General features: G+C 50.2%; 10 protein-coding genes. 7 read left to right on the top strand and 3 right to left on the bottom strand.

Features of this window, described 5'->3' with window-relative positions:
• On the top strand, positions 1 to 696 hold the full coding sequence (locus OXH18_RS09610) for an SDR family NAD(P)-dependent oxidoreductase (RefSeq protein ID WP_268612405.1): 696 nt from the start codon (positions 1 to 3) through the stop codon (positions 694 to 696).
• Positions 697 to 763: 67 nt separating this feature from the next.
• Here the strand turns inward: OXH18_RS09610 and tsaE are convergent, their stop codons facing one another.
• Positions 764 to 1,255, bottom strand: a complete 492-nt coding sequence (gene tsaE, locus OXH18_RS09605) for a tRNA (adenosine(37)-N6)-threonylcarbamoyltransferase complex ATPase subunit type 1 TsaE (RefSeq protein ID WP_268612404.1) — start codon at positions 1,253 to 1,255, stop codon at positions 764 to 766.
• Between the two features lie 290 nt (positions 1,256 to 1,545).
• Positions 1,546 to 1,773: a Calvin cycle protein CP12 gene (locus OXH18_RS09600; RefSeq protein WP_268612403.1), complete on the bottom strand. Its 228-nt coding sequence runs from the start codon at positions 1,771 to 1,773 to the stop codon at positions 1,546 to 1,548.
• Between the two features lie 451 nt (positions 1,774 to 2,224).
• Between OXH18_RS09600 and OXH18_RS09595 the strand changes: the two genes are divergently transcribed.
• The 5 genes from OXH18_RS09595 to OXH18_RS09575 all read left to right on the top strand — a co-directional run bounded on the left by OXH18_RS09595 (position 2,225) and on the right by OXH18_RS09575 (position 9,332).
• Positions 2,225 to 3,478 (top strand): FIST signal transduction protein, encoded by a 1,254-nt coding sequence (locus tag OXH18_RS09595; protein WP_268612402.1) that lies wholly within the window; start codon positions 2,225 to 2,227, stop codon positions 3,476 to 3,478.
• A gap of 717 nt (positions 3,479 to 4,195) precedes the next feature.
• Positions 4,196 to 5,320 carry a type IV pilus assembly protein PilM gene (gene pilM / locus OXH18_RS09590; protein WP_268612401.1) on the top strand — a complete coding sequence of 375 codons (1,125 nt, stop codon included), beginning with the start codon at positions 4,196 to 4,198 and terminating at the stop codon, positions 5,318 to 5,320.
• Positions 5,321 to 5,330: 10 nt separating this feature from the next.
• Positions 5,331 to 6,134 (top strand): PilN domain-containing protein, encoded by an 804-nt coding sequence (locus OXH18_RS09585; RefSeq protein WP_268612400.1) that lies wholly within the window; start codon positions 5,331 to 5,333, stop codon positions 6,132 to 6,134.
• Positions 6,131 to 6,940 carry a GspMb/PilO family protein gene (locus tag OXH18_RS09580; protein ID WP_268612398.1) on the top strand — a complete coding sequence of 270 codons (810 nt, stop codon included), beginning with the start codon at positions 6,131 to 6,133 and terminating at the stop codon, positions 6,938 to 6,940. The genes OXH18_RS09585 and OXH18_RS09580 overlap by 4 nt, the downstream gene beginning before the upstream one ends.
• Before the next feature lie 154 nt (positions 6,941 to 7,094).
• Positions 7,095 to 9,332, top strand: coding sequence for a type IV pilus secretin family protein (locus OXH18_RS09575; protein WP_268612396.1), 2,238 nt, complete (start codon positions 7,095 to 7,097; stop codon positions 9,330 to 9,332).
• Positions 9,333 to 9,440: 108 nt separating this feature from the next.
• Here the strand turns inward: OXH18_RS09575 and glgA are convergent, their stop codons facing one another.
• Entirely contained in the window at positions 9,441 to 10,916 is a 1,476-nt protein-coding gene (gene glgA / locus OXH18_RS09570; RefSeq protein WP_268612394.1) for a glycogen synthase GlgA, read from the bottom strand.
• A 318-nt stretch (positions 10,917 to 11,234) separates the two neighbouring features.
• On the opposite strand from glgA, the gene OXH18_RS09565 reads away from it, so the two are divergent.
• Positions 11,235 to 12,338, top strand: a complete 1,104-nt coding sequence (locus tag OXH18_RS09565; RefSeq protein ID WP_268612392.1) for a sensor histidine kinase — start codon at positions 11,235 to 11,237, stop codon at positions 12,336 to 12,338.
• The last annotated feature ends 93 nt before the right edge of the window (positions 12,339 to 12,431 follow it).

The following is a 12,431-nucleotide window of genomic DNA, read 5'->3' as shown; positions in this document are numbered from 1 at the left end:
ATGTCATTCAAAACCATTCTTGTTGCTGGAGCCAGCCGTGGCATTGGACTTGCTGTCGCAGAACATCTAGCCCCCCAGACCGATCGCTTACTGTCGGTATCTCGCACTAAATCACCCATTGGGGAATGGATTCAGGCAGATTTGGCAGACTTGGCTGGGGTGGAAACAGTGGCAAGCGCGATCGGACAAGCGCCCCTCGATGCGTTGCTATATATGGGCGGCACGTGGGAAACCCATGCCTTCACGAGCCAATACCGCTTTGAAGCCTGTTCCGATGCAGATATTGTGCGAGTTCTTGTCGTCAACCTAGTGGCTCCTATTCGCTTAGTAAAAGCATTGCTGCCTGCGTTGCGGCGATCAGACAATCCTAAAATTGTCTTCATGGGTTCCCTATCAGGGCGAGATAATTTCTCTGGCCGAGAAGTAGCCAATACTGCCTCGAAGTTTGGGTTGCGGGGGGTGGTGCATTCCTTGCGGGAAGAGTTGCGATCGCAGCAGATTGGAGTAACAGTGATCAATCCCGGCAATGTCGGCACACCGGAGGTTCTAGCGGATCTGGCTGCCGATCACTTGTTAGGGGGTGAGGCGATTCCTCTCAGCGATCTGCTCCGTATCATTGATTGTGTGCTTTCCCTATCGCGGGCCACCTGCATCAAAGAGATCGATGTACCTGCCATGCTGGGTGAAGGAGCTTAATGCATTGTCGAAAGCTAACCCGATCTGATGCCCGATCTAATGTTTAACTGAATGTTTAATTAGTAGTTTAATTAGTAGTGTCAATGCTGGATATTAGCTGATTCAATGCAGGAGAATCGGTTCCCACTGATTCGATCGTTGCTTGTCGTTGACCGTTGTTTATATAAGACAGGTGAATATGCAAATAGCTAGAAGGCTTATACGATAACCTTTCTGGCCATTCGATCGCCATAATCCCTGGTATCACTTCAACCCCGTCCCAATACCTTTCAAGCTGAAGTGCTTCAACTTCTGGAGGGCTAAGGCGATACAGATCAACATGATAGAGTGGAATCCGTCCTTCCAAGTATTCATTGAGCAAGATGAATGTTGGGCTGACGATCGGATCTTGGATTCCCAATCCTGTGCCTATTCCCTGCACCAGGGTGGTTTTGCCGCTACCAAGGTCACCTTGAAGCAAGAGCACCTGACCAGGACTGAGCCACTGCCCCAAGCGGATGCCTAACTGATGGGTAGCAGCCGTATCAGTCAGTCTCACCTGCCATTGCTGTAGCACCATACTCCATTTCTGCCCCTATCTACTATCAAGGTTAGCAACTTGAACGTGTGCCAAATGATTTCCACAGCACCGCTCATTGGCATCACCCGTTGGCATCGAGGTTGCTGATTGCTTCAGTCCCAGCCCCGTTGATCAACAAGGGGGCACCCGAACGGATACCCCACGTGACTTTACCGTAGCATTAATTACATCAGCTTAACCTGCCTGAATCCATGAATCGATCGAATTCATTTCCATGAAGTCAGCGTGCTGGTGCTGCGGACCAAGAAACATCGCCAGAGCAGTGAAGGCTAGTTGTCGTATACCCGGCATTCATCAGCATCGGGGTTGGCATCACAGTACTGTTGAAAAGAGTTTTTCTCTGGCTGGGCCTTTTGCTTTTGGTGAGATGCCTCTGCTTGCAGTTCTTCAACAGCATCCCAAGCAGCTGCACATTCTGCAGATTCTGCGCCTTTGACGCCGCAAACTTCACGGGCTTCGGTACGCTCTTTCTCGATTTGATCTTGAATATTGCTCATGGACTTCCTGTTTTTATCGACTCTGCTAAAGTACAGAACTTTACTAATTGTAAGAGTAACCCAACGAGAAGCCTCCGTAAGTCATCCTTCTGGGTGGTCTTAATCGGCAACCCTCTAACCTATGAGTATATACGGTTAGAGCGATCGCTAACCAAGCTAGCCACTGCCAAAAGCAGGCAACATATCCCAGACATAGCACTCGATTGCTTTCGGGGCACTCTTTTTCATCATAAAGTTAGATACGGGTAACTGCCTGTGAGCGTTGTTACTGAACACCGGAAAGCCATAGTTCGGTATTCAGTATCCGCTGTGGCTGTAGCCAAACAAGGGATAATAAGACTATGATTGATTATTTTTATGGAAAGCCTTTGAAATATCGTTGCCAATATTTCATTGCCCATTACGTTGCCGGATAAAAGAAGTCGCCAGATAACCTTGGCTTGGTAGATTCATGATGAATGCTATGAAGTGGGCCAGTGCGCTCTCAACCCGCCCCTCGTTGGAAGCTGCTGTTGAGGAAGTTGCAACTCAAGCACAGCAGTTGCTTCAAGCTCCACCCGATCTCGGACTTGTGTTTATCTCGTCGGCTTTTGCCAGTGAGTTTTCGCGATTAATGCCCCTACTGCAACAGCGGTTGTCGGTGCCTGCCTTGATTGGCTGTAGTGGTGGCGGGGTGATTGGTGTGAATTCGGCTGGGCATGTACGCGAGGTAGAAGATACGGCTGCCCTGGGGCTAACATTGGCATATCTACCAGACGTTACGGTGCAGACGTTTCATCTGTCTACCGATCGCCTACCAGATTTGGATGGGCCACCCGATGCGTGGATCGATCGCATTGGGGTTTTACCACAAGACAATCCACAATTTATTTTGTTGGGCGATCCCACCGCGTCGGGACTTAATGAAGTGCTGCAAGGATTAGATTATGCCTATCCAGGATCTACCAAAATTGGTGGACTCGCAAGCGTGGATTCTGCCTCTCGCTACGGCTGTTTATTTTGCGACTATCAACAACGGCGTGATGGGGTAGTGGGTGTGGCCCTCAGTGGCAATATTGTGCTAGAGACGATCGTGGCTCAAGGGTGTCGGCCGATTGGGCATACCTATCGTGTGGTGGAAGGAGAACGCAATATTTTGACGCAGCTAGAGGAACAGTCCAATGAGGATGGGTCTTCCTGTGGACTGCCCCAAACACCGCTCGAAGTTTTGCAAAACTTATTTCAAACCCTCAGCGAAGACGATCGACTGCTAGCGCAACGAGCGCTCTTTGTGGGGGTTGCCCAAAGCGCTTTTAAACAGCATCTGGAACAGGGAGATTTTCTGATTCGCAATTTGCTGGGGGTCGATCCCAAAACTGGAGCCATTGCCATTGGCGATCGAGTGCGACCGGGGCAGCGCATTCAATTTCACTTGCGGGATGCCAAGGCCTCTGAAGCCGATCTCACAACTCTGTTGCAACGCTATCAGAGTCAGTCCTTATCAACTTCGCCGGTGGGTGCGCTGATGTTTTCTTGCTTGGGACGTGGTGAAGGCTTATACAATGAGCCAGATTTTGATTCGCAACTATTCAATCAATTCATTTCGGTTCCCCTCAGCGGCTTCTTCTGTAACGGCGAAATTGGTCCGGTAGAAGGAACAACATTTTTGCATGGCTACACGTCTGTTTTCGGTATTTGTCGTCCGCGAACGCAGAATGAAACATAGCGCAAATAACTTAAACAATCTGAGCACAATCCATCAGCAATCCTGACATTGGTACGTCACCAACGCTTGACGAAGCGTGACAAGTTGAGCAACTAAAAGTCTACTCGGAAGACTGCTCAAACTCGATGATGATGGAGAAGTAAACAGAAAGTTACTGTGTTTAAACTAATTCACCTGCAATCATAGCACCTCTACAGATTGAGTAGTATTTTGCCGTATCACTCTACCTGTAGTAGTTTTCCAGCTCTTGTGTTAAGTTATATGAGTGTGATTTGCGTATTTTCGCTCAAGCATTTGCCTTTATTTTGCCTAGAATTTCTCTTGAGCACACTTATTTTGGCGTTGTGCTTGTCTGACTATCCTTTTGAAGAAGTTGCTGTATGGTGATTCAATCTCAAGATGGAATCAAAACAGTGGAGAAATTGAGCACAAATACACGCACGTTTGAAATTGGGTGATGTTCCAATTCTTTAAAGGTTCTTTTCTATAGAAAAGAAAAGGAGGCGCGATATTTAGCGTTTTAGGATAGGGTTTCGAGAATATTGGTGTCTCTGCTCAAACAAAGACGATCGGTTCAAGAATGGGTGGATTAGCTATTATCAATAGCAGAAGACTCATGGGTGAGCTTATTTGTGTCGATCTTGGCTTTTCGTAACTTTTGCCTCTACCTCACATAGATAAGCTTCTTTTCTACTTCCGAATCAACGGACAAAAACTGTGGCTAGTGGTCTTAAAAATCTATTTGCGAAAAAACCAAACGGAATTGGCGTGGAATTGGCTCCCGATCGCGTCAATGTGGCCCGTTTGAAAAGGAAAGGACAAGGGTTTCAGTTGATTAATTTGGCTTCGGCTGAAGTGCCGGAAGGTGTTTTTCAGGAAGGACAAATTACCGACTCGGCTGCGATGGCTGAAATTATTCAGTCAGTCTTAATAGAAGCCAAGTTGAAGGTGAAACATGTCGCCACGGCGATTCCCGGCAGTCGGGATACCGTGACACGCATTATTTCCGTTCCGGCTGAGTTGGACGATCGTGAACTGCGGGAAATGGTGCTAAATCAAGAAGCAGGACTATATTTGCCGTTTCCTCGCGAAGAAGCCGACGTGGATTATCAAAAGCTGGGGTTTTTTCTCGATGAAGACGGCATTGAAAAGGTTCAGGTGTTGTTGGTCGCAACCCGTAAAGAAGTCACTGATACCTACCTTGATACATTTCGTCAGGCAGGGCTATTGCTGGATGTGCTAGAAATCAGCAGCTTTTCGTTGATCCGCACCCTTCGCCAACAGTTGCGGCAGTTTACCTCGCAGGAAGCCACAGCGATCGTAGATATTGAATTTGAGAGCACTGAAATTTCGATCGTGGTAGAAGGAGTGCCGCAATTTTCTCGCACTGTGCCAATCGGAACCTATCAGATTCAAAGTGCCCTCAGTCGAGCCATGAATTTGCCGCCGTCTCGCAATACCGAACTGCTACAAGGGATGACTGTGCCCGTTGTGCCAATGGATAGTATGAGCGCAACGACGCCAAAGCCGGGAACAACCAATCCTGGCACCGCCGCCATGCTCCGGGTTTTAGGTGAATTATCCGATGAACTGCGCCGATCGATCGATTTTTATCACAACCAGGGCGACAATACAGAAGTGGCTCAACTGTTGCTGGCTGGGCCGGGTGGGGCAATCGGTCAATTAGACGAATTTTTCTCACAGCGGCTTAGTTTGCCGGCTAGCCAAATTGATCCGGTTTCAGCCCTTTCGCTGGAAATTGATCAAGAGATTCCATCTTCACAACGGGTGGGATTGGGCGTTGTACTGGGGTTGGGGCTACGCGAGGCAGGAGGAGGATGAGGATCGGGATATGTATAGCTTAGACATCAATTTTCTCAATGATCGCCACGATCGCCCCACTGAAGCAAGCGTAAGCAGGCCTCGCCGGGGTCAACGAGAGAGTCCGCTGCCCTTCTATATTGGGCTTGCCGTTGCTATTGCCTTGCCAGCAATGGTCGGAGGGGTGTGGCTCCTGTTGCAAAGCCAAAATCGCCAGCTTGAGCAACAACAAGCTGAACTGGATAGCCAACTGACGGCGCTGAATGCCCAGTTAGAGGTGATCAATACTATTGAGTCTCAAATTCAAGCCATTGACACCGAAAACCGAGCTTTGGCTACCGTGTTCGATCGCATTAAGCCATGGTCCGCGGTGCTGCAAGATATTCGGGGGCGGGTGCCAAGCAATGTACAAATCAGCAATATTGAGCAATTGCAAGTAGAGGCAGAATCCCCTCCGCCAACTGACGACAATGGCCTTCAGTCTGCGGCGACCGAGCCGTCACCATCGCGGGTCAGAATTCGGGGATATGCTCGATCGTTTAATGATGTCAATGACTTTGTGCTGACGCTCAAGCGATCGCCGTTCTTGAATACTGATACGGTTCAACTCAGCAGTTCTCAACTGATTGACAATCCCACTCAGGTGGAAATCGCCAATGAATTGCCCGATCGCGAAATTCAGGTGGAACTGCCACGAGTGGTAGAGTACACGATCGAGGGAAGCTTGACAAACCTGCCCGCATCGGCGCTGTTGCAGGATTTAGAGCGAACCTTGTCTGTGGGATTGGCAACTCGGATTCAGGCCCTTCGCGACAGAGGAGTAATACAACCATGACGGCTGGTGGTGATTTTGTTCCAGGTAATCCCAATGAATTGGAAGAGCCAAATTATCCCAAATTGTTTGGCTTGACCCTGACTCCTACAGTTGGGGGTGTGTTGGTGGCGCTCTTGGGCTTAGGGGCAGCAATCTGGCTATGGATCAGTGTGGTACAGCCTACGTTGGAACGCAATCGAGAACTGAGGCAGGATGTGACCGCTAAACAGCAGCAATTGGAAAACCAGGCGGAAACCCAGCAGCGCATTGAAGAGGCCAGAACCGAATTAGCTGAAGCTCAGCAGTTGCAAGCAGAAGTCTTGAGTTTGTTTGCCACCGAACGCAGCTTGGATACGCTGTTACTGGATGTGAATGAGCGGGTGCAATCGGCAAATGCAGGGGTGCAAAATCCCGATCGCCGTGCTACTTTAGCCCGGTTTAATTTAGATCCAGATGCATCGGGGGTGGTGAATGATAATACCTATGGTGAAGCCGTCAACAACAAGCTAGAACGCCGCGTGTATAACGTCAGCATTCAAGGCTCATTTCCCCAAGTGGTTTCAATCATCCGCAGCATCGAGCGCCTACAGCCCTTGTTGGTGGTGAGCAATCTCAATTCTCAGCTTGATCCCTCGGCTCAGCGGTTGGTGATCAATGGACAGGGGCAAGCGGTCTCCACGGCCCAACCGGAACCCCGAATCACCACAAACTTTCGCCTAGAAGCCTTGGTGCCAACCGGGGCGACTTCTGATGCCAATCAAGCGGCTAGCCCAGAGGCAGAATCAGAGGCAGAACCAGCAGAGACGCCTCCTAGCCCTGCACCATAGAGATATTGCCCGATCGTCAGCCGCTCATGAAAATTAGCAGGCGAGCGACGTGCATAACTGATAATTTAATCAACGTTTGGTCGTTCTTGGTAACTTATTTTTCTTTACAAAAATTTAATTCCAAACTCAAGCTAGATTTGTGGAGGTGTGAGCGGTGAAACGAGTATTTCTAAATAAATTCATCACAGGTGGACTGTTTGGCAGAGGGGTCTTGACCGGGGCAGCGATCGTGATGATGACAAGTCAATCGGCACAGGCGGCTCCAACTCGTATTACCCATGTGCAGGTGAATCCTAGTGAATCGGGTGCAGCCGTAGTGATGGAAACCCGCAGCGGCGATCGTCCCCAGGTCTTCACCGTTAGCCGAGGCAATGCCTTGGTAGCCGATATTATCAACACACAATTGCAATTAGACGGCAGTAATGGGTTTGTGCAAAATAACCCGGCTCCTGGAATTACATCGGTGAGTGTGACGCAGCTTGACCAAAACAGTGTGCGAGTGGTCGTAACTGGACAAACAGACCCACCCAGTGGAGACGTGCAGACGGCGGGCAATCAGGTGGTTTTGAATGTGGCTCCAGTTGGAGAAATAGCATCCGTTCCTTCAGCTACACAGCCTGCAACGCCTGAGGCTCCGGCTTCTTCTTCGGCTCCACTGAACGCCTCCGTTCCATCCACCGAAGCACCCCCCGATGAATCGTTTGCGCTACCGCCTCATGTGTCATCCGAGGTGTTAGTGCCGAATCCGGGTGTGACAATCGATGGGGTGCCAGTGGTGGAACCGTCACGAACCTATGTGCCCCCCACGCTGCCGGCCCCCGTGCCGCCGCCGATCGGCGATATTGCCACCTCGGCAATCGACACCTCGCCCCTTGAAATTGATTTGGGAACAACTGAAGTAGTACCGCGCTTAGTTTTGCGAGAGGCCCCAGTGCGGGACGTACTATCGCTGTTAGGGCGAGCAGCCGGGCTAAACGTGGCCTATGTGGGCGATACGGGGGCTTCAGATGAAGGTGATCCAGCAGGCGATGTTCGGATCTCGCTCGATATTGAAAATGAACCTGTGCAAAACGTGTTTAACTACGTCATCCGAATTGCCAATTTAGATGTGAATCGGGTAGGACGCACCATTTTTGTCGGGCCACGGTTGCCCAATTCAGCCCGTCAGTTGGTGACGCGCACCCTACGGCTGAATCAAGTGCCAGTGGAGTCGGCCGTGGCATTTTTGGTGAGTTTAGGGGCAGAAACTTCGGTCACGCGCGATCGCGTCATTACTACTGTTCAGGCCGCCCCCATCACAACCCAAGGAATTACCACCGCCCAGCAGCCCACCGTGACAACGCAAGCACAGGAAAGCCGGGTAGAAGTGCAACGGGTGGACTATGAAGACTCGGAACCGCTACTGCGTGGCTTGCAGGTGACAGGTGATGCCCGCACCAATTCCGTCACGTTGGTGGGCGCACCCCGAAAAATTGAAATTGCGGCGGCACAACTGTCACAACTGGATATTCGGCGGCGACAAGCGGCGATCAACGTGCGGGTGATTGATGTCAACTTGCTGGGAGTCGATCGCGTTTCCACTAGTTTCTCGTTTGGCATTAACGATACCGGAGTTATTGTGGATAGCGGGGTGGGCGTAATCAACTTTGGCAGCACCACACCAGAAGATCTACCCTCGCGGCTAGGCGTGGGAGCCGATAGCGTCGATAGCTTTATTAATCCTATAGGTGCTGGCAATTACAATTTCGTTCGCAATTTCCTGGCTCAATTACGGTTTGCAGTCACCAGTGGCAATGCCAAAATTTTGACCGATCCGACATTGGTGGTGCAGGAAGGACAGGCCGCACAGGTGCAGCTAACCCAAGATGTGATCACCAACATTACGCGAGAAATTGAAACCTCGGAAGGAGTTCGCACCGAAACCGTGGAAGTCGAGCGCACGCCTGCTGGACTGATCTTAGATGTGCGGGTCGATCGCATTGATGATAACGGTTTTGTCTCTCTTTCGGTGGCTCCGTCGATTTCGGCCCCCACGGCTACCCAAACCATCAACATTGGGCTGAGTGGCGGTGGACAAACCATTACCCTACTAGCAGTGCGGCGGGTTTCTTCAGGACTGTTGCGAATTCGCGACGGACAGACCTTGATTCTGTCGGGCATTATCCAAGACCAAGATCGGGCCACCGTCACCAAAGTTCCACTTTTAGGAGATATTCCCATCTTAGGCGCCTTGTTCAGAAGTACCGAGCGTCGCAACGAACGACAAGAGGTGATCGTCCTGCTGACCCCGCACATTCTAGATGACTCAGACACCTCAACCTTTGGCTATCGTTATGTGCCGCAAGCCGAAACACAAGAGTACATTCAGCAGCAAAACATTCAATGGCCGTAGCGAGAGTGGAGCATTAGGGGTTGGGGATTAAACAAATTCCGTTAATCATCCTTAAATTTAGCAACGCCCAACTTTCCTCCGACTCTCGACTCTCGATTCCCGACTCCCCTACTTATGCCGAATATGTTCATAAACAGCTAAATAATCCGTACCAGGATGATTCCAGGAATAGTCGTAACTCATACCTTGCAGCACCAGTTTCTCGAATTCTTCGGGATAGTAAGACCACAGCCCGATCGCCCGATCCATCGCGGATTCAAGGGCTTGGTTATCGGTTTGATAGAAAACATACCCGTTGCGTTCTTCTGAGGGATGAGTCATGTCGTAATCGCGATCGAACACGGTGTTGATCAACCCGCCTACACCCCGGACAATGGGCACGGTGCCATATTTCAGTCCGATCATTTGCGTCAATCCACAGGGTTCAAAGTTGCTGGGCACGACAATCATATCGGCTCCGGCATAGATTAAGTGAGATAGCTCCTCATTGAAGCCAAGCTCTAGGTGCACATCAGGGTTGTTGTTGAGGAAGTTTTTCTCGTGCCAGAACCAGTTGTTAATGCCGGGTTCTGTAGCTGACCCCAATAATACGAACTGAGCATTGCGATACAGCGAATAGTAGATGGCATGATGCACCAAATGCATTCCTTTCTGCTGATCCAAGCGCCCGACGTAGGCAATTAGGGGTTTATCTTCGTCCCGCAGCAACAGCCGATCGCGCAGTGCTTTTTTATTTTTGGCTTTACCCGTCAAATCGTCTGAGGTGTATGGATGGGGAATGTAGCGATCGATCTCTGGGTTCCAGACATCATAGTCAATGCCATTGAGAATGCCACCAAACTTGCCCTGATGTACATGCAGCGTATGCCCTAGCCCATAGCCAAACTCACCATGATGTGCTTCCCAAGCGTGATGCGGCGACACCGTATTGACAAAGTTGGAATAGACAATGCCGCCCTTCATCAGGTTGAGAGCAAATGGGTTGAAATTATCTTGCAGGCGATCGTACTGAAAATAGTGGTCGGGTCGGTTTAACCCAGTTGCTTGCAAAATTTCTGCCCCCGCAATGCCCTGATGCTTAAAGTTGTGGATGGTGTAACAAACGCGAACATGGCCCATGCCGTGATACTGATAAATTTCGTACAGCAATACCGGAACGAGTCCTGTTTGCCAGTCGTGACAGTGCAGAACGTCTGGACGTTTGCCCGTATGCTGCAAAAATTGCAAGGCTGCTTTGCTGAAGAAGGCAAACCGCATCGTATCGTCCGCACAGCCGTAGTACACCCCCCGATTAAAAAACAAGTCATCGGACTGTGGCTCAATGAAGAAACACAGCCGTCCATGTACCCAACCGCAATGCACCTGGCATTTGATTTCCCCCCCATACCAAGGCACCATCAGGTCGCAATAGGCATAATGCAACCCCCAAATATGGTCATAGCGCATACAGTCATACTTGGGCAGAATAATCTCAACGGTGTGTCCTCGGATCTCAAGCTCACGGGTGAGACCGTAAACGACATCCCCCAATCCACCAGCTTTGATTACGGGAGCGCATTCAGACGCAATCTGGACGATATACATGATGACTTCTTGTTAAACAGAAACTCTAACGTGGGGTTAACACAGGCAAAACACCGTATGGGAGACTCGATCGAGCCGTTCCGCAGGCATCTCGATTGGGAGCATATTATACTTTACGAACTGTAACAAGTAGGTAGGGGTAGATTCTTAGACTCAGCCCCACCAAAACTTTATCCTTTCTCCTTCGACCTTTATCCTTTTTTCCATGTGCTAGGGTCAGCATAGGATCATTTAGGTTATTTGGCGTTATTGCATGATTCACCTGCTGGTTTTGGAGGGTACAACGCGCTAGATACGTCGCATGAGTGGAGCTTAGTCATGTCCAAAATGGGGTTGCGATCGCGCCTATTTTTCTCCCATGTCATTGTCATGGTTGTGGGACTGTTAACCTTACTGGCGATCGGCAAGTTTTCGTCTCCCCGCTTCTTTGTGGTCTATCTCAGGCAAATTGAAGTGGGTGGCGTCAGCGTCAGACAAGTGCGGACGCAATTAATGCAAAGTTTTGAAGATGCTTGGAGCCAAGGAGCCTTTTGGTCGGTGGTGATTGGAGCGTCTGCGGCAGGTGGGTTGAGCTATCTGGTAACAAAGCGCATTGTACAACCCCTGATCCAAATGGAGGAAATCACGAAAAAGTTTGCGGCAGGGCATTTGAATGAGCGTGTCCCGCCCAATGAAATTCCCGAAGTCGATCAGCTAGCCACTAGTTTTAACCGCATGGCGGCTAGTTTGGCCGATGTAGAGCGCCGTCGTCGGGAACTGGTGGGTGACATGACGCACGAACTGCGCACTCCTTTGACCATTCTGAAAGGGTATTTAGAAGGGCTAGCAGACGAAACGATCGAGCCATCTACAGATATTTATCTCCGGCTATCCAACGAAGTGTCGCGGATGCAGCGCTTGGTCAATGATTTGCAAGAGCTTTCCAAAATGGAGGCGGGTTACTTGCCGATCGACGCCCGATCGTTTGACCTGTACCCGCTGCTAACTGGAATCATTCAAAAATTCTCCGATCAGTTGGTGGCTGAAAGCAGTCCCCAGATGTTGCTGGACTATCCACTCGATACACCACCCGTCTTAGCTGATCCAGAGCGAGTCGAGCAAATTTTGGTCAACTTAATTGGCAATGCCTTGCGCTATACCCCCGCTGGGTCGATAACGATTCGTGTGCGCTCCGAAGGCAACAAACTGTGGGTGGCAGTGATTGACACTGGACAGGGCATTGCTCGTGAAGATTTGCCCCACGTGTTTGAACGGTTTTGGCGCGCCGATCGATCACGCAATCGCAATTCTGGCGGTACAGGCATCGGTTTGGCCATTTGTCGGCGCTTGGTGGAACTGCAAGGCGGCACGATTGAAGTGGACAGCGAATTAGGCGTAGGCAGTATCTTTCGATTCTCGTTGCCGATCGCCCAGCGGGGGTAATGAGGAAAGACAGCGGATGGTGCGCCAAGACTCATGTATCGATTCCGTTGGTGTATCCGTGTATCCATCTATACGGAGTAGTGCCATGACGGG

This window comes from Thermocoleostomius sinensis A174 (assembly GCF_026802175.1).
In the GTDB taxonomy this organism is placed as follows: Bacteria; Cyanobacteriota; Cyanobacteriia; order Elainellales; family Elainellaceae; genus Thermocoleostomius; species Thermocoleostomius sinensis.
Note: the sequence above shows the minus strand (reverse complement) of the source record. Positions and strands in the feature narration are given on the sequence as shown.